16 protein-coding genes and 1 other RNA gene are annotated in these 16,012 nt (G+C 73.7%); 8 read left to right on the top strand and 9 right to left on the bottom strand.

The genetic code is table 11. The features are described 5' to 3' along the window. The first annotated feature begins 60 nt into the window (after nucleotides 1-60). Nucleotides 61-1,503 (top strand): RNB domain-containing ribonuclease, encoded by a 1,443-nt coding sequence (locus tag AC067A_RS09520; protein ID WP_478616872.1) that lies wholly within the window; start codon nucleotides 61-63, stop codon nucleotides 1,501-1,503. Here the strand turns inward: AC067A_RS09520 and AC067A_RS09515 are convergent. Both AC067A_RS09515 and AC067A_RS09510 read right to left on the bottom strand, forming a co-directional pair. Further along, the gene (locus AC067A_RS09515; RefSeq protein WP_478616869.1) at nucleotides 1,448-2,305 is read right to left on the bottom strand and encodes a hypothetical protein; all 858 of its coding nucleotides are present in this window, start codon (nucleotides 2,303-2,305) and stop codon (nucleotides 1,448-1,450) included. The two genes, AC067A_RS09520 and AC067A_RS09515, sit on opposite strands and share 56 nt — an antisense overlap. Then, the gene (locus tag AC067A_RS09510) at nucleotides 2,302-3,159 is read right to left on the bottom strand and encodes a MerR family transcriptional regulator (RefSeq protein ID WP_478616866.1); all 858 of its coding nucleotides are present in this window, start codon (nucleotides 3,157-3,159) and stop codon (nucleotides 2,302-2,304) included. Before AC067A_RS09510 ends, AC067A_RS09515 begins: the two co-directional genes overlap by 4 nt. Nucleotides 3,160-3,237: 78 nt before the next feature. Between AC067A_RS09510 and rnpB the strand changes: the two genes are divergently transcribed. Then, nucleotides 3,238-3,636: RNase P RNA component class A (rnpB, locus tag AC067A_RS09505), an RNA gene on the top strand. A 58-nt stretch (nucleotides 3,637-3,694) separates the two neighbouring features. On the opposite strand, the gene AC067A_RS09500 is transcribed toward rnpB, so the two are convergent. Further along, nucleotides 3,695-4,210 (bottom strand): DUF1203 domain-containing protein, encoded by a 516-nt coding sequence (locus AC067A_RS09500; protein ID WP_478616863.1) that lies wholly within the window; start codon nucleotides 4,208-4,210, stop codon nucleotides 3,695-3,697. A 207-nt stretch (nucleotides 4,211-4,417) separates the two neighbouring features. On the opposite strand from AC067A_RS09500, the gene AC067A_RS09495 reads away from it, so the two are divergent. Beyond that, complete coding sequence (locus AC067A_RS09495) at nucleotides 4,418-4,741, top strand: nuclear transport factor 2 family protein (protein WP_478616860.1); 324 nt, start codon at nucleotides 4,418-4,420, stop codon at nucleotides 4,739-4,741. A 67-nt stretch (nucleotides 4,742-4,808) separates the two neighbouring features. Here the strand turns inward: AC067A_RS09495 and AC067A_RS09490 are convergent, their stop codons facing one another. Continuing rightward, the gene (locus AC067A_RS09490; protein WP_478616857.1) at nucleotides 4,809-5,552 is read right to left on the bottom strand and encodes an SDR family oxidoreductase; all 744 of its coding nucleotides are present in this window, start codon (nucleotides 5,550-5,552) and stop codon (nucleotides 4,809-4,811) included. 160 nt (nucleotides 5,553-5,712) lie between these two features. Here AC067A_RS09490 and AC067A_RS09485 point away from each other — a divergent pair, with 160 nt between their 5' ends. The 3 genes from AC067A_RS09485 to AC067A_RS09475 all read left to right on the top strand — a co-directional run bounded on the left by AC067A_RS09485 (nucleotide 5,713) and on the right by AC067A_RS09475 (nucleotide 8,576). Then, a complete protein-coding gene (locus tag AC067A_RS09485) occupies nucleotides 5,713-6,987 on the top strand; it encodes a Bcr/CflA family multidrug efflux MFS transporter (protein WP_478616854.1) in 1,275 nt (424 codons plus the stop codon). A 65-nt stretch (nucleotides 6,988-7,052) separates the two neighbouring features. Beyond that, complete coding sequence (locus AC067A_RS09480; RefSeq protein WP_478616851.1) at nucleotides 7,053-7,562, top strand: hemerythrin domain-containing protein; 510 nt, start codon at nucleotides 7,053-7,055, stop codon at nucleotides 7,560-7,562. A gap of 9 nt (nucleotides 7,563-7,571) precedes the next feature. Further along, nucleotides 7,572-8,576, top strand: a complete 1,005-nt coding sequence (locus tag AC067A_RS09475) for a small ribosomal subunit Rsm22 family protein (RefSeq protein WP_478616849.1) — start codon at nucleotides 7,572-7,574, stop codon at nucleotides 8,574-8,576. On the opposite strand, the gene ddaH is transcribed toward AC067A_RS09475, so the two are convergent. Next, nucleotides 8,573-9,403 (bottom strand): dimethylargininase, encoded by an 831-nt coding sequence (gene ddaH, locus AC067A_RS09470; protein WP_478616846.1) that lies wholly within the window; start codon nucleotides 9,401-9,403, stop codon nucleotides 8,573-8,575. The two genes, AC067A_RS09475 and ddaH, sit on opposite strands and share 4 nt — an antisense overlap. Before the next feature lie 164 nt (nucleotides 9,404-9,567). Between ddaH and AC067A_RS09465 the strand changes: the two genes are divergently transcribed. Both AC067A_RS09465 and AC067A_RS09460 read left to right on the top strand, forming a co-directional pair. Then, entirely contained in the window at nucleotides 9,568-10,200 is a 633-nt protein-coding gene (locus tag AC067A_RS09465; RefSeq protein ID WP_478616843.1) for a TetR/AcrR family transcriptional regulator, read from the top strand. A gap of 113 nt (nucleotides 10,201-10,313) precedes the next feature. Continuing rightward, entirely contained in the window at nucleotides 10,314-11,093 is a 780-nt protein-coding gene (locus tag AC067A_RS09460; protein ID WP_478616840.1) for a bifunctional DNA primase/polymerase, read from the top strand. A gap of 169 nt (nucleotides 11,094-11,262) precedes the next feature. On the opposite strand, the gene AC067A_RS09455 is transcribed toward AC067A_RS09460, so the two are convergent. Genes AC067A_RS09455 through efeO form a run of 4 tightly spaced genes read right to left on the bottom strand, consistent with a single transcriptional unit; the run spans nucleotide 11,263 to nucleotide 15,596 of the window. Next, complete coding sequence (locus tag AC067A_RS09455) at nucleotides 11,263-12,273, bottom strand: SCO2278 family lipoprotein (protein WP_478616838.1); 1,011 nt, start codon at nucleotides 12,271-12,273, stop codon at nucleotides 11,263-11,265. Beyond that, a complete protein-coding gene (gene efeU, locus AC067A_RS09450) occupies nucleotides 12,230-13,111 on the bottom strand; it encodes an iron uptake transporter permease EfeU (protein ID WP_478616835.1) in 882 nt (293 codons plus the stop codon). Before efeU ends, AC067A_RS09455 begins: the two co-directional genes overlap by 44 nt. Nucleotides 13,112-13,138: 27 nt before the next feature. Beyond that, nucleotides 13,139-14,407 (bottom strand): iron uptake transporter deferrochelatase/peroxidase subunit, encoded by a 1,269-nt coding sequence (gene efeB / locus AC067A_RS09445; RefSeq protein WP_478616832.1) that lies wholly within the window; start codon nucleotides 14,405-14,407, stop codon nucleotides 13,139-13,141. A gap of 31 nt (nucleotides 14,408-14,438) precedes the next feature. Further along, complete coding sequence (efeO, locus tag AC067A_RS09440; RefSeq protein WP_478616827.1) at nucleotides 14,439-15,596, bottom strand: iron uptake system protein EfeO; 1,158 nt, start codon at nucleotides 15,594-15,596, stop codon at nucleotides 14,439-14,441. Between the last annotated feature and the right edge of the window lie 416 nt (nucleotides 15,597-16,012).

The raw sequence follows: 16,012 nt of genomic DNA, 5'->3' as shown, positions 1-16,012 counted from the left end.
CGGCCCCGGCCGTCCAGCCTACGAGGTGCCGCACCCTGCCCCAGCTCATACGCTCGGTCCATGCCCCGCCGCCACATTCACGTGACCGGCGCAGCCGAGGCTCCGCTGCGGGCCGCCCTGCGCGCACTCCGTACCGAGCTCGCGATCCCCCCGGACTTCCCGCCGGCCGTCCTCGCCGAGGCCGAGGCCGCCGCGAAGCACCCCCGCCTCCCGGCCTACGACGCCACCGACATCCCGTTCTTCACGATCGACCCGCCGACGTCGACCGACCTCGACCAGGCCATGCACCTGGCCCGCAGGGCCGACGGGGGGTACCGCGTCCACTACGCGATCGCCGACGTCGCGGCCTTCGTCGCCCCCGGCTCCGCGATCGACGTCGAGGCCCACCGACGGATCCTCACCCTCTACTTCCCCGACGGCAAGGTCCCCCTCCACCCGCCCGTGCTCTCCGAGGGCGCCGCCAGCCTGCTGCCCGGCGAACCCCGCCCGGCCCTCCTCTGGCGCATCGACCTCGACGCCCAGGGCCGCCGGGTCGCCACCGACGTCCGCCGCGCCCTCGTCCGCAGCCGCGCCAAGCTCGACTACGCGGGTGTCCAGCGGCGGATCGACGACGGCACGGCCGAGGAGCCGGTGGCCCTGCTCCGGGACATCGGGCGGCTCCGCGAGGCCCTCGAGGCCGAACGCGGCGGGATCTCCCTCAACGTCCCCGAGCAGGAGATCGTCGAGACCGACCACACCTACTCCCTCGCCTACCGGGCCCCGCTCCCCGCCGACGCCTGGAACGCCCAGATCTCCCTGCTCACCGGCATGGCCGCCGCCGACCTCATGACGGCGGCGGGAACCGGCGTCCTCCGCACCCTCCCCACCGCCCCCGACGGCGCCGTCGCCCGCCTCCGCCGCTCCGCGCAGGCCCTCGGCGTCGACTGGCCGCACCACGTCTCGTACGCGGACGTCGTCCGCTCCGCCGACCCCTCCGACCCGCGCCAGGCCGCCTTCCTCCAGGAGTGCACCACCCTCCTGCGCGGCGCCGGGTACACCGTCTTCACCGACGGCCACGTCCCCACCCCGGCCGTGCACGCCGCCGTCGCCGACGAGTACACCCACTGCACCGCGCCGCTGCGCCGGCTCGTCGACCGGTACGCGGGCGAACTCTGCGTGGCGGCGGTGGCGGGCGACGAGCCGCCCGAGTGGGTACGGTCCGCCCTGCCCGGCCTCCCGGACGAGATGGCGGCCGGCTCGCGCCGCGCCAACACCGTCGAGCGCGAGAGCGTGGACATCGTCGAGGCGGCGCTCCTGCGGGACCGGATCGGCGAGGTCTTCTCCGCGTACGTGATCGACGTCAAGGAGCGCGAACCCGCCGTCGGCACCGTCCACCTGGAGGACCCGGCGGTCGTGGCCCGGATCGCGGGCGGGGACTCCCGCCTGCCGCTGGGGGAGTGGCTGCGGGTCAGGCTGGCGGAGGCGGACCCGGGATCGGCGAAGGTGCTGTTCGCGCCCGCGTGACCTCCCGTACGAGACTCCGCGGGTCGTCGGCGTGCAGCCGGATCAGCCGGACGGGGCGGGGCGCGCCGAGCAGCCGGGGCGCGTCGACCGGCTCGGTCAGCTCGATGGTGACGGAGGTGTGGGAGCCGACCGCGAGGTTCAGCTCGCCGTCCCGCTTCTCGTGCGAGTAGGCCGACTCCCGGCGGACGGCCGCGATCCGGGCGAGCGGGACGCGCACGTCGACGTGCGCGGCCTGCCGGACCCGCAGGACGTCCCCGGTCAGCGTGTGCGGACGGGTCGCGGACGCGGCGTGCAGCCCCAGGACGAAGAGCACGGTGTAGACGTCCAGGACGAGCACCACCGCGTGGACGAGGGGCCAGTCGGCGAGCAGGTACGACATGCCGACCGTCTCGACCACGCACACGAACGCGAAGCCGTACATCAGCGCCGCCTGGTCCCGCGCGTGCGGGAAGACCCCGGCCGCGCCCGCCACCCCGTGCGGCCGGCGCGCGACCCACCGCCCGAGGCTCGCCATGAGCCGCAGTTCGTGCCCGATCAGTCGCACGACGGCGTCGGGCACCAGCTCGGCCAGCGCCTCCCGGGCGGAGAGCCCGCGCCGCCGGAGACGGCGGAAGACCAGCGCCTCGGCGGCGAGGAGCCCCAGCACGAGCAGCTCCCCGGTGAGGAGCACGGCCTCGGGTATCCGTACCCCGGCGAGCAGACAGACGAAGAGCACGGCCTCGGCGGGGAGCGCGGCGTACGCGACCGCGCGCAGGCACCGCAGCACGCGATCGCGCGGCTCACGGGCGGTGGTGTCCCTCATCGGTCCGCTCCCCCTCGGTCCGCTTCCCCTCGGTCCGCTTCCCCCTGGTCTGCTCCCCCGCGGTCCGCTTCCCCTCGGTCCGCTTCCCCTCGGTCTGCTTCCCCTCGCTCCGCCCGTCCCTGCCGGGCCGTCACCAACCGCACCGCCCGCCGCACCGCCGACGACTGAGCCGGGGCGAGGTCCGCGAAGAACGTGTTGGCGAGACCGCCGGCGCCCTCCGGAGGCAGCTCCACCGCCATCCCGTCCGGCAGGACGGCGGCCAGGGCACGGGCGGCGGTGTCCACCCGCGGATCGTCCGCCTCCGCGTCCGCGAGGGCGTCCAGGAGTCCGTACAACTCCCGCGCGCTGCCGGCCGCCCCGCGCATGAGCTCCATCAGCCGGGCCCGTTCCGCCTCGGGGGCGACGGTGTCGAGGAGAAGCAGGATCTCCCGGTCCTTCGCCGCCATCGGGGACTCGGGGAGCTCCCCGAGACCCGCGAGCAGCGCCGTGAGCTCCGGCGAGACGGGGCCCTCGGCGGGGAGGCGTCCGGCGCGGGCCTCGGCGAGGAGCGGGGCGAGGCGTTCCCGGCGCGCCCGGATCACCGCCTCCTGCCGTGCCAGGTCCTCCGCCAGCTCCTCCAGGACCTCCACGAGCCCCCGCCCCTCGTCGTCGGCGAGCACGTCCCGCACCTCGTCGAGGCCGAGGCCGAGCTCGGTCAGCCGCCGGATCCGCGCGAGGAGCACGGCGTCCCGGACCCCGTACTCCCGGTATCCGTTCGCCCGCCGGGCGGGCTCGGGCAGCAGCCCCGACTGGTGGTAGTGCCGCACGGCCCTGGGGGTGACCCCCACGAGCGCGGCGATCTCGCCGATACGCATGCGGCCCAGTAGAAACCCTGACGCCGCGACAAGGTCAAGCACCCGGCCCCCGGCGGGTAGCATGGTCGGCACGGCAGACGAGCCGGGCGGACGGCCGCGTGGAGATCCTCGGATCTTCCCGAGGAACGTCCGGGCTCCACAGAGCAGGGTGGTGGCTAACGGCCACCCGGGGTGACCCGCGGGACAGTGCCACAGAAAACAGACCGCCGGGGACCTCGGTCCTCGGTAAGGGTGAAACGGTGGTGTAAGAGACCACCAGCGCCTGAGGTGACTCAGGCGGCTAGGTAAACCCCACTCGGAGCAAGGTCAAGAGGGGACACCCCGGTGTCCCTGCGCGGATGTTCGAGGGCTGCTCGCCCGAGTCCGCGGGTAGACCGCAGGAGGCCGGCGGCAACGCCGGTCCTAGATGGATGGCCGTCGCCCCGACGACCGCGAGGTCCCGGGGCACAGAACCCGGCGTACAGCCCGACTCGTCTGTCGGCCGTCGTGAGAAGGGCCCCCGACCACCGGTCGGGGGCCCTTCCGCGTGCCGTCGTCAGGAGCGGGGGCGCCCGACCTCGAACAGGAAGCAGCCGTACTCGACGGCGCGGACGTGCACGAGGGCGACGGCGGGATCGGCGAAGGCCTCCGCGAAGGCCCGGTCGAGGGCTTCGCCGGCGGCCTCGGGGAGCTCCAGGAGACGGCCGCCGACGATGCGGCCGTCCCCGTCGTAGCGGCGCAGGGCCCGCAGGGCGCCGGGACGGGCGAAGGGGTACGTCTCCGACGGCGCGGGGCCGCCGCAGTCCTCGGCGTGGACGAAGACCGGGCCCTGTTCGTCGTACGCGCCCGGCTCGGCCCCGCTCGCCGCGGCCCAGCGGCGCAGCGGCGCGTACGACACGAGGGCGATCCGCTCGCCGGGGTCGGCGTGGCGCAGGCAGCAGCGGAGGGGCTCGCCGTCCCCGGTGGCGGGGTGCGGCACCGGGCTCCGGCCGGCGTCGTCGGCGACGCGCAGCCGGGCCAGGGCGTCGGGGTGGATGGGGCGTGCGGTGAAGGTCGCCGTGTCGGTGTTCATACGGCCAGCGTCGCGGGCGGGGGCGGCCCGGTGCTGGCGGCATTCGGACGCCGCGTTCCCGAGGGCGAGGCAGGACCGTGAGCGAGGGCGAGGCAGGACCGTGAGCGAGGGAGAGAGCCCGTCCGGGGCCGGTCCCGGACGGCTGTCGGGGGGACCTCGCGGCCGGGGCGTACGGGCGGGGAGGTCCTCCGGGTGTACGGGTGGGGGATGACGCTTTCCGTGAACCAGCTCAGTGTCCCCGCCGTGCGCGCCTTCGTCACGGCCCTCAACGCCAACGACCAGGAGGCCTTCCGGGACGCCCTCGCGCCCGGCGCGACGATGTCCGACGACGGTTCCGAGCGCGACCTGGAGTCGTGGACGGAGAAGGAGGTGTTCTCCTCGCGGGGACACATGGAGGTCGAGTCCGAGAAGGGCGACGGGCTCGTGCTCGTCGCCCGCTACCGCAACGACACCTGGGGCGAGATGCGCACCAAGTGGCACTTCACCGTCGACGGCGGGAAGGTCTCCCGCTTCGAGACCGGCCAGGCCTGACGGCCCGGAGCGCCGGCCGGGCCCCGCCCCGGCCGGCCTCCGGGGGGCGTCGGGTCCCGGGACCTGTCTAGCCCCGGCCGATGTAGGGCATGGCCGTCGCCATGACCGTGGCGAACTGGACGTTGGCCTCCAGGGGGAGCGCCGCCATGTGCACCACCGTCGCCGCGACGTCCGCCGCGTCCATCACAGGTTCCGCCGCGAGCCGGCCGTCGGCCTGGAGGATGCCGGTCTGCATGCGGGCCGTCATCTCGGTCGCCGCGTTGCCGATGTCGAGCTGGCCGCAGGCGATGCGGTACGGGCGCCCGTCGAGGGACAGCGACTTGGTCAGGCCCGTCATGGCGTGCTTGGTCGCCGTGTACGCGATGGAGTGCGGGCGCGGCACGTGGGCGGAGACGGAGCCGTTGTTGATGATGCGGCCGCCCTGCGGGGTCTGGTCCTTCATGGCCCGGAAGGCGGCCTGGGCACAGAGGAAGGCGCCGGTCAGGTTGACGTCGACGACCGCGCGCCAGGTGTCGGGGTCCAGGTCCTCGACGGGGACGCCGCCGCCCGCGAAGGTGCCGGCGTTGTTGAAGAGCAGGTCGACCCGGCCGTAGCGGTCCCGTACGGCCGCGAAGAGGGCCGTGACCTCCTCCGCCGAGGTCACGTCCGTGGGGACGGGCAGGAAGTCGCCGGACGGCAGGGCCGCGGCCGTCTCCGCCAGGGCGTCCGCCCGGCGGCCGGCGAGGGCCACCGACCAGCCGGCCTCCGCGAGGGCCAGAGCCACGCTCCGCCCGATGCCCGATCCCGCTCCCGTCACCACTGCGATGCTCATGGGCGCGCAGCGTACGCGAGACGCGTGCTCCGTGAACTCATCCGTCCGACACGTGGATGTCCCGTACGCGGCCGGACACGTCACCGCACGGCCCGAGGGTCTGGACCATGCCGGGCGAGCTGAGAGCATAGGCAGGGTTTCGAACGAAAGGGAGCAGGCAATGCCTGAGAGCGACCAGAAGACGACAGAAGGGCACATAACCGGAGCGGTCCCCACCGTCCCGGCCGCCCGGCGCGCGGGACTGCTCCTCGTGCTCGTCCTGGGCGGCCTCACCGCCCTGCCCCCGCTCTCCATGGACATGTACCTGCCGGCCCTGCCGGAGGTCACCGGCGCCCTGCGCGCGCCCGCCGCCACCGTCCAGCTCACCCTCACCGCCTGCCTCGCCGGCATGGCCCTCGGCCAGCTCGTCGTCGGCCCCATGAGCGACAAGTGGGGACGCCGCCGCCCGCTGCTCGTCGGCATGATCGTGTACGTCCTGGCCACCGCCGTCTGCGCCTTCGCGCCCACCGCCGAACTCCTCATCGGGTTCCGGCTGCTCCAGGGCCTCGCCGGCGCCGCCGGCATCGTCATCGCCCGCGCCGTCGTCCGCGACATGTACGACGGCGTCGAGATGGCCCGCTTCTTCTCCACCCTCATGCTGGTCTCCGGCGCCGCGCCGATCGTCGCCCCGCTCATCGGCGGCCAGATCCTGCGGATCACCGACTGGCGGGGCGTCTTCCACGTCCTCACCGTGATCGGCGTCCTGCTCACCGCGGTCGTCTGGCGGTTCCTCGACGAGACGCTGCCGCCCGGCCGCCGGCAGCAGGGCGGCGTCGGCGCGGCCCTGCGCACCATGCGCGGCCTCGTCGCCGACCGCGTCTTCGCCGGGTACGTGCTGGCCGGCGGCTTCGGCTTCGCGACGCTCTTCGCGTACATCTCGGCCTCGCCGTTCGTCGTCCAGGAGATCTACGGCGCCTCGCCGCAGACCTTCAGCCTGCTCTTCGGCCTCAACTCGGTCGGCCTCGTCGCCCTCGGCCAGATCAACGGCAAGCTCCTCGTCGGCCGCGTCAGCCTCGACAAGGTGCTCGCCTGGGGCCTCGGGACGATCCTCGCCTCCTCGCTCGCGCTGCTCCTCATGACCAGCGGTGCCTTCGGCGAGGTCGGACTCCTCCCCGTCGCCGCCGGTCTGTTCGTCCTGATGTCCGCGATGGGCATCGCCCTGCCGAACACCAACACGCTGGCCCTGATGCGCACCCCGCACGCCGCCGGATCGGCCTCCGCCCTCCTCGGCACCACCTCGTTCCTCGTCGGCGCCGTCGCCTCCCCCCTCGTCGGCATCGCCGGCGAGCACACCGCCGTCCCCATGGCCGTCGTCCAGGTCGTCTGCGGCACCCTGGCCCTGGCCTGCTTCCTGGGCCTCTGCCGCCCGTGGCGGACCTCCCGCGCGGGGGGCTGACCGGCGGCCGGCGCGGCCGGTGTGGCACCGGCCGCGCGCCCGTCCCCGATGTGACGATCTGCGGCATGTGCCACTACTGCGGATGCCGTGAGATCCCCCTGATCAAGGAGTTCATCGCCGAGCACGAGGCGATCACCGACCTCGCCGGGGACGCGGTCCGCGCGCTCGCCGCGGGGGACCGGGACCGGGCGCGGACCCTCGTGGAGCGGATGGCCGCGCTGCTCCTGGCCCACTGGGTCGGCGAGGAGCGCGGCCTGTTCGCCGTCATGCGCGAGAGCGAGGAGTACACGGCGTACGTCGACGCCCTCGCCCGCGAGCACCGGGAGCTCGCGGCCTTCCTGGCCGCCCTCGACCTCGACTCGGCCGACCGGCGGGCCGCGTTCCTCCGCGCCGTCGATGAACTCCACGACCACATCGCCAAGGAGGAGGACGGCCTCTTCCCCGCCTCCCTGACCGAACTCACCGGCGACCAGTGGGACCGCTCCATCGACGCCTGGAAGGCGGTCCACGCCGGCCGGCCCGGGCCCACCGGCGGCCGCCCGGAGCCGGAAGGCCCACCGGGCCCGGCCGCCTAGACTGTCTCGGTGAACGTCTCCCCTCCCTCCGCCGAGTCCCTGCGCGCGGCCCTCGCCGGGCTCCTCGACGGGCTGCCGCCCAGCCAGACGGCCAAGGCCGTCGAGCGGCTGATCGCCAACTACCGGGGGACCACCCCGACGGACGCCCCCGTGCTCCGCGACCGCTCCGACGTCGCCGCGTACGCCGCGTACCGGATGCCGGCGACGTTCGAGGCGGTACGGGGCGCGCTGGACGCCCTGCGGGAGGCGGCGCCCGACTGGGAGCCGCGTACGCACACCGACGTCGGCGGCGGCACCGGAGCCGCGAGCTGGGCCGTCGGCGAGGCGTGGCGGGAACAGCCGCCGCGCACCACCGTCCTGGACTGGGCGGAGCCCGCCCTCGCCCTCGGACGGGAGCTGGCGGCCGGGGTACTGGACGCCGAGTGGCGGCGTGAGCGGATCGGCGCGGCCCTGCGCCTCCCCGACACGGACCTGGTCACCGTCTCGTACGTCCTCAAGGAGCTGACCGAGGCCGACCGGACGGCGCTCGTGACCGAGGCGGCGCGGGCGGCCCGGACCGTCGTGATCGTCGAGCCCGGCACCCCCGACGGCTACGAGCGGATCATCGCGGCCCGCACCCTGCTCGTCGACGCCGGCTTCACCGTCGCCGCGCCCTGCCCGCACAGCGGGGCCTGCCCGATCGCGCCGGGCACGGACTGGTGCCACTTCTCCGCCCGGGTCAGCCGCTCCTCGCTGCACCGGCAGGTGAAGGGCGGCTCGCTGCCGTACGAGGACGAGAAGTACAGCTACGTCGCCGCGACCAGGTTCCCGGTGGCCCCCGCCGTCTCCCGCGTCACCCGCAGGCCGCAGATCCGCAAGGGCCAGGTGCTGCTCGACCTCTGCGGTCCCGACGGGCTGGTCCGGGACACCGTCACCAAGCGTCACGGGCCCCTGTACAAGCAGGCCCGTGACGCGGAGTGGGGCGACCCGTGGCCGCCGGAGGACCTCGGCCAGGCGCCTTCCGGACGGCCCTAGGGGCGCAGCTCCTGGGTGCAGCACTTCACGCTGCCACCGCCCTTGAGGAGTTCGCCCAGGTCCATGCCGACCGGTTCGAAGCCGCGGCGGCGCAGCGGCTCGAAGAGGCCGACCGCCGCCTGCGGCAGGAGGACGTGGAGGCCGTCGCTGACCGCGTTGAGGCCGAGGGCCGCCGCGTCCTCGCCCGTCGCGACCAGGGCGTCGGGGAAGAGCCGGGCGAGCACCGCGCGGCTGCCGGGGGAGAAGGCGTCCGGGTAGTACATGATCTCGTCGCGCGCGTCGTCCAGGACGCACAGCGCCGTGTCCAGGTGGTAGTAGCGCGGGTCGACCAGCTCCAGGCCGATCACCGGGCGGCCGAAGAACTCCTGCGCCTCGTCGTGGGAGAGCGGGCTGGAGCGGAAGCCGCGGCCGGCCAGGATCCAGGAGGCGGTGACGGCGAAGTCGCCCTCGCCCTCGTTCACGTGCTCCGGCACCCGCACGGCGTCGTCCGCCCAACCGTTCCGGAGGAACCACGCCACGTGCGCGTCGGCCTCCCGGGCCCGCTCGGGGTGGGCGAACTTGGCGCCGAGGACCCGGCCTTCGACCACCGTGGCGCCGTTCGCCGCGAAGACCATGTCCGGCAGCGCCGGGTCGGGCCGCAGGAGCTCCACGGTGTGGCCGAGCGCGCGGTAGCGGTCGCGCAGGTCCTCCCACTGGGCGAGGGCGAGCGGCAGGTCGACCGGTTTGGTGGGGTCCATCCAGGGGTTGATGGAATACGTCACCGTGAAGTGCGCGGGTGGGCACATCAGATAACGGCGGGGCGAGGACGTGCGCGGAGTGGGGCGCAATGAGGGCTCCTCACGGACGGGTGGACGGAAGAACCGAAGATCGGTGGACCCCATGGTCCGCCCTCGGCGCCCTTCGCGCAGTGGACCGTTCGGGTGGTTCGGCATCGCCCTGGCGTGCGATTCACGGCGAGACGTCACGTCTCGTACGCTGCTAGATTGGGGCCATGTCCGAGCCCAGGCCCGCCAAGGCCGCCCCCGACGCCTCCCGCCGCAGCGAGCGCTCCCGCCGCGCCATCTTCGACGCCGCCCTCGCCCTCGTCTCCGAGACCGGCTACGCGAAGACCACCATCGAGGGCATCGCCGCCCGCGCCGGAGTCGGCAAGCAGACCATCTACCGCTGGTGGCCCTCCAAGGCGGCCGTCCTCCTCGACGCCTTCCTCGACCTCGCCGCCCGCGCCAACGAGGCCCTCGGCGGGGACGCCCGGAGTGAGATCCCCGACACCGGGGACCTCGCCGCCGACCTCAAGTACGTCCTGCGCGCCACCGTCGACGAGATGAACGACCCCGCCTTCGACACCCCCGCCCGGGCCCTCGCCGCCGAAGGGATCGTCGACCCCGAACTCGGCGCCCGCTTCACCGAGGCCCTGCTCGAACCCCAGCTCGGCTACTACGCCCGCCGCATCGAGGCCGCCCAGGCGGCGGGCGACGTCGACCCCGGCGCCGATCCGCGCCTCGCCCTCGAACTCCTCGTCGGCCCCCTCCACCACCGCTGGCTCCACCGCACCCTGCCGCTCACCCACGCCTACGCCGACGACCTCGTCGACCTCGTCCTGCGCGGCCTCGCGCCGCGGGCCTGACGCCTCCGGGACATCTCGCGGGCACCCCGGTTCCGCACTCCGGTCACCCGGGGCGCAGGATGGTGGGACCATGGGCAGAGCCGAACGGGCGAGCATGAGGTGTGAGGGGATAGATGGGCGACGGCATCGGCCGCTACCGCGGCACGGAGAGCAGGCTCGCACAGTGGCTGCGCAGGCGCCCCAAACGCACCGCGGCCGACGACGGGAACGGCCGCGAGAAGCTGCTCCTGGCCACCGCCGCCGCCGGGCTGCCCCTGGCCCCCGCCGCGTACCCCGTGGGCTACAGCTGCTCCTGTGAGCGGATCGGCTGTCCGACCCCGGCCCGGCATCCCGTCTCCTTCGCCTGGCAGACACAGTCGACCACCGACCACGCGCAGATCGAGCGCTGGGCCAGGAACGAGCCCGAGGCGAACTTCGTCACCGCCACCGGCATGGTCCACGACGTGCTCGACGTGCCGCTGGCCGCAGGCCGCGCCGCCCTGGAGCGCCTGCTCGCGGAGGGCGTCGAGGTCGGCCCGGTCGCCGAGTCCGCCGACGTCGACACCGTCGGCGGGCGCATGCTCTTCTTCACCGCCACCCGAGGCACCCCCGAGGACGAGGACGAGTGGTGGCCGTGTGAGCTCGACTGCCACCCGGAGACCATGGACGAGCACCCCGGGCTGCGCTGGCACTGCCGCGGCAGCTACGTGCTCGTACCGCCGGCCCGGCTCCCCGGTGACGAGGACGCCCACCCGGTCGTCGCCTGGGTCCGCGGCCCCGAGCACCCGCTGCCCGACCCGCTGAACCTCCTGGAGACCCTCCAGGACGCCTGCGCGCGCCACGCGGCCGAGCGCGGTGCGGACGGCGACGGCGACCACCCCGCCCACGAGATCGCCTGGCCGCTGACCCGCTGACCCGCTGACCCGCTGACCCGCGGAGCCCTCGGCGCTCCGACACTTCGGGCGCCCGGCCCGACGTCCCGTTGGCGCTCCGGCCCTTCGGGCCCCCGGCCCGACGTCCCCTCGGGCCCTTGGTCCGCCGCCCCTTGGGCTGCCGGTCCGCTGAACCCTGCCGGGCCGGAGGCTACGAGCCCACCGCGCCCACCACGCCCTGGAGGCGGCTCGTGACCGTGACGGAGTCCCGGTCCGCGCCCGCCGGCCTCACCAGGACCGTCTGGCTCGACACCCACTCCCGGGTGACCGTGTTCTTGATCTCGCCGGTCAGCAGCGCCTTGACGTCCGGGCCGACCTTGGGCCGGTAGCCCGGCGCCGTCGTCTGCCGCTCGAAGTGCCGCGTCGCGAAGAAGACGAGCGCGCCGCCGTCCCGCGTCCGCAGCCCGAGCGGCGCGAAGTCGCCCTGGTCGGTGGTCCGGTCGACGTACTGGGTGGCGAGTCCCGGCCGCTTGGCGGCCTTCTCCCGCTGCGCCCGCCACTCCGTGGTGTGCGCGCCCGGCGCGAACGGGCCCTGCCCGCCCTTGAGGTAGGAGACGTACTCCTTGCCGAGGCTGCGGGGCGCGACGGCGAGCGCGGCGTCGTCCGCGGCGACCGGCACCGCGTACCCGGCCTCCTCCGCGAACTCGGGCACCCCCTTCTCGTCGAGGATGCCGAGGTAGGCGACCTCCCACAGCTGCTGGGGCCCGTTGCGCACGAAGACCAGGAGCCAGCGCTGGTCGGCGGAACCCCCGTCGACGTCCCGGTTGGAGTCGGTGTCGGCGACGAACCAGCGCGGCCAGCCGGCCTTCCGGGGCAGCACGAACCGGGTGTCCGTGAGTTCGAGGGGCTTGTGCTCCTTGTTGCCGCCGGGAGTGTTGATCGACCGCGCGCGCAGCCCGGCCTGGTTGATCTCCCCGAGCGGACCGGTGACCCGGCCCGCGTCCAGGGCCGGGTCGTACGCCTTGTCGGCACGGTTGTAGGCGACGGTGAAGTCCGCGACGGCCTGCGCCGCCTCGGCCTTCGTCGCCGGCGGCAGCAGTGCCGTCTCGCCGTGCACCGTCACACAGCCGCTCGCGGTCAGGGCCAGGGCGGTCGCCGCCGCCGTCGCCGCCAGTAGCTCAACCGGCCGTCTCGGCGCTCGCCGCAGCCTCAGCCTTCTCATCGGTCGCCTTCTGCTTCTTCACCCGCACGGACGGACCCGACCCTATCGGGGCCAGGAACAGAACGAGCGTCGGGATCAGGTACAGCGCCCACACCGTGACCTGAAGGACCGTCGGATCCGGCTGGAAGTTGAAGACGCCCTTCAGGAGGGTGCCGTACCAGCTGTCCGGCGGGATCGTCGCCGAGACGTCGAAGGCCTTGTCCGCGAGGCCGCCGAGGAAGCGCGCCTCCTGGAGGTCGTGCACGCCGTACGCGAGGACGCCCGCCGCCACCACGACGAGCATGCCGCCGGTCCAGGTGAAGAACTTCGCCAGGTTGATCCTCAGCGCGCCCCGGTAGAACAGCCAGCCGAGGAGGACGGCCGTCAGCAGGCCGAGGACGACCCCGGCCAGCGGCTCGTACGTGCCGTCCGACGAGGCCCGGACCGACGCCCACACGAAGAGCGCCGTCTCCAGGCCCTCGCGGCCCACCGCCAGGAAGGCGGTGGCCACCAGCGCGCCCGTGCCCATCCGCAGGGCCGCGTCCAGCTTGCCGTGCAGCTCGGCCTTGAGGTGCCGGGCCGTGCGCCGCATCCAGAAGACCATCCAGGTCACCAGGACCACGGCGACGATGGACAGCGAGCCGCCGAGCAGCTCCTGCGCCTCGAAGGTCAGCTCCTGGGAGCCGAACTCGAGCCCGGCGCCGAAGGCCAGGGCGACCGTGACGGCCACGCCGATGCCGATCCAGATCGGCTTCAGCGCGTCACGGCGGCCGGTCTTCACCAGGTAGGCGATGAGGATGCAGACGACCAGGCTGGCCTCGAGGCCCTCGCGCAGGCCGATCAGATAGTTACCGAACACGTCGGTGCCCCTTCTCCGTCAGCTCCGTCAGGAGAACAGCGTCCGGCCCCACCAGTCGTCCTTGTCGCGGACGCCCGGCGGGACGGCGAACAGCGCCGAACCCACGTGCTGGATGTATTCGTTGAGCGCGTCGGAGGCGAGCGAGGTCTGCACCGGGATGAAGCCGGTGCGGACGTCCTTCTGGTACGCCAGGAAGAACAGGCCCGCCTCCAGGCGGCCGAGGCCGTCCGTGCCGTCCGTGAAGGAGTAGCCGCGGCGCAGCAGCGTCGCCCCGTTGTTGCTGTCCGGGTGCGCGAGCCGGACGTGCGAGTCCGGCTTCATCGCCTTCAGGAACGGCTCGTCGTGCTCCTTGGCCTTGCCGACCGGAGCGCCCTCGCGCTTGTCGCGCCCGAAGATGTCCTCCTGCTCGGCGAGCGGAGTGCGGTCCCAGGTCTCGACGTTCATGCGGATGCGGCGGGCGACGAGGTAGGAGCCGCCGTCCATCCAGGCGGCGCCGCCCTGGGCGTCCTTGCCGGAGACCCACACGTGCCTGGCGAGCCGCTCGGTGTCGGTGCCCGCGATGTTGCGGGTGCCGTCCTTGAAGCCGAAGAGGTTGCGCGGGGTCTGGGCGTCCGGGGTCGTCGAGGACGTCTTGCCGAAGCCGAGCTGCGACCAGCGCACCGCGACCTTGCCGAATCCGATCCGGGCGAGGTTGCGGATGGCGTGCACGGCGACCTGCGGGTCGTCCGCGCAGGCCTGCACGCAGATGTCGCCGCCGCTGCGCGCCGGATCCAGGTTGTCGCCCGGGAACTTGGGCAGATCCACCAAGGCCCCGGGTCGCTTGTCCTTCAGCCCGAAACGCCCGTCGAAGAGCGAGGGGCCGAAGCCGATCGTGAGGGTGAGGCGGGAGGGCTTGAGGCCGAGGGCCTCGCCCGTGTCGTCTGGCGGTGCCTCCGGCAGGCCGCCGTACGCGCCCTCGCCGACCTCGGCGCCGGCCGTCATCCGCTCGGCGGCCCGTGTCCAGTCCTTGAGGAGCTGGACCAGCTCGGCGCGGTCCTTCGTCTTCACGTCGAAGGAGGCGAAGTGCAGCCGGTCCTGTACGGCGGTGGCGATGCCGGCCTGGTGCGCGCCGTGGAACGGGACGGCCGCGCCGCTGTCGGCGACGGGCACGGCGGTGTCGCCGTCCCGGGTCAGCGCGACGGCGCCGCCGGCCGCGGCGGCACCGAGCGCCAGCCCGGCACCGCCCCAGCCGATCACCTTGCGGCGGGAGGGCGCGGCGGCCTCGGCCGCCGTCTGCTCCTGGGTCTCCTCGGACATGTCCCTGGTCCCGTCCCTCGTGGTCCGACGACTACTTGACGACCGCGGCGGCGAGCTTGGAGAGCGGCTCGGCCAGCGCGTTGACGCCGTCGGAGAGCTCCTTGCGCTCGGCCTTGCCGACCTTGTCGTACGAGGTGAAGACGTAGCCGGTCTTGTCGGCGCGGTACTTGTCGAGCAGCGTGTTCAGCGCGGCGAACTGCTTGTCGAGTTCGGCGACGAGCTTCGGGTCGTTCTTCGTGGCGACCGGCTTGAGCAGCTCGAAGGACTTCTGCGCGCCCTCGACGTTCGCCTTGAAGTCGACGAGGTCGGTGCGCGAGTAGCGCTCCTCCTCGCCGGTGACCTTGCCGCTGGCGACCTCGTCGAGGAGCTCCTTGGCGCCGTTGGCCATCGAGGTCGGGGTGATCTCGGCCTTGCCGACGCGCTTCACCCAGTCCGCGAGGTCCTTGTCGAGGAGGTCGGCGAGCTGCTTCTCGCGGTCGCCGATCTTCTTGTCCTGCCAGAGCGCCTTCTCCAGGCGGTGCCAGCCGGTCCAGTCCTTGGCCGGGTCCTGGCCCTCCTCCAGGCCGTCCTCGCGGACGTCGACCTTGGGGTCGATGTCGCCGAAGGACTCGGCGACGGGCTCGGTGCGCTCCCAGCCGATGCGGGACTCGGCGTAGGCCTTCTTCGCGGCCTCGACGTCACCGGCGCGGACGGCGTCGGTGAAGACCTTCACCTTGGGGAGGGTGGCGTCGGCCTGCGCCTGGACGTACTGGCGGTAGGCGGCGACGGCCGCGTCCATCTCGGGGGAGCGCTTGGCGGTCGCGGTGTCCTTGCCGGTCGCCTTGACCTGCTGGCGGATGCCGTCGCCCTTCATGCCGGGCTTGCAGGCGATGGCGTAGTCGCCGGCCTTGATCTCGGCGGTGATGGTGGCCTTGGTGCCGGGGCCGATGTTCTCGCGCTCGGTGACGATCCGGTCGTCCGGGAAGAGGACGTAGACCTCGGTGACCTTGGAGCCGCGGTTCTCGACGGCCAGCTTCACGTGGCCGGCGGGGAACTCCTTCTGGGAGACCTCGCAGGAGTCGTCCTTGGCGACGACCGTCACGGTGCCGTCGTCGGCCTTGGAGTCGCTTTTCTCGGCGCAGCCCGTGACGGCGGTCAGGGCGGCCGCCGTCACGGCGGCGGTGGCGACGGACAGGCGAACGGCTCGCATGAGGGCTCCAGGAACGGGGGGACGTGGGTGAGGCGGACCTAACTTAACCGAGGCTTACCTCAGCGATACCCACCCGTCCAGTGATTCAGCTCTCAGGCCCGGCGAACCGGACACGGCCCGGTCACAGGGTCCTCACGGGGCTCTCATGGCTTGGTCAAGGACAGGTCAAGCAGGGGGAATTGTCCCCCTTTGGTTTACTCCTCGGTACGTGTCGGCGCCACGGGCCCCGCGCGGTCCGTCGCCACCACCACCGCGAACCGTGGCGACCGGCGGGGCGCCCGTCCGCGGATGCGGGAACACCTCCGCCGGCTGCCGGCACACCCGGCTCGGCAACTCCGCGCCAAGCGCCTCCGAAGGAGGGTCGGCCGGCGCGGGCGCGGCGGTCGTCATCGCCGTACGCCGCCGGACCGCGGGCT

The organism is Streptomyces sp. NPDC043176, from assembly GCF_056436715.1.
This window is presented reverse-complemented; position numbering and strand designations above follow the sequence as displayed.

What these genes read in the sequence shown, in the direction of transcription:
- AC067A_RS09520 (WP_478616872.1), top strand. Translation starts at nt 61, where the DNA reads ATGCCCCGCCGCCACATTCACGTGACCGGCGCAGCCGAGGCTCCGCTG.
- AC067A_RS09515 (WP_478616869.1), bottom strand. Translation starts at nt 2,305, where the DNA reads ATGAGGGACACCACCGCCCGTGAGCCGCGCGATCGCGTGCTGCGGTGC.
- AC067A_RS09510 (WP_478616866.1), bottom strand. Translation starts at nt 3,159, where the DNA reads ATGCGTATCGGCGAGATCGCCGCGCTCGTGGGGGTCACCCCCAGGGCC.
- AC067A_RS09500 (WP_478616863.1), bottom strand. Translation starts at nt 4,210, where the DNA reads ATGAACACCGACACGGCGACCTTCACCGCACGCCCCATCCACCCCGAC.
- AC067A_RS09495 (WP_478616860.1), top strand. Translation starts at nt 4,418, where the DNA reads ATGACGCTTTCCGTGAACCAGCTCAGTGTCCCCGCCGTGCGCGCCTTC.
- AC067A_RS09490 (WP_478616857.1), bottom strand. Translation starts at nt 5,552, where the DNA reads ATGAGCATCGCAGTGGTGACGGGAGCGGGATCGGGCATCGGGCGGAGC.
- AC067A_RS09485 (WP_478616854.1), top strand. Translation starts at nt 5,713, where the DNA reads ATGCCTGAGAGCGACCAGAAGACGACAGAAGGGCACATAACCGGAGCG.
- AC067A_RS09480 (WP_478616851.1), top strand. Translation starts at nt 7,053, where the DNA reads ATGTGCCACTACTGCGGATGCCGTGAGATCCCCCTGATCAAGGAGTTC.
- AC067A_RS09465 (WP_478616843.1), top strand. Translation starts at nt 9,568, where the DNA reads ATGTCCGAGCCCAGGCCCGCCAAGGCCGCCCCCGACGCCTCCCGCCGC.
- AC067A_RS09460 (WP_478616840.1), top strand. Translation starts at nt 10,314, where the DNA reads ATGGGCGACGGCATCGGCCGCTACCGCGGCACGGAGAGCAGGCTCGCA.
- AC067A_RS09455 (WP_478616838.1), bottom strand. Translation starts at nt 12,273, where the DNA reads ATGAGAAGGCTGAGGCTGCGGCGAGCGCCGAGACGGCCGGTTGAGCTA.
- efeB (WP_478616832.1), bottom strand. Translation starts at nt 14,407, where the DNA reads ATGTCCGAGGAGACCCAGGAGCAGACGGCGGCCGAGGCCGCCGCGCCC.
- efeO (WP_478616827.1), bottom strand. Translation starts at nt 15,596, where the DNA reads ATGCGAGCCGTTCGCCTGTCCGTCGCCACCGCCGCCGTGACGGCGGCC.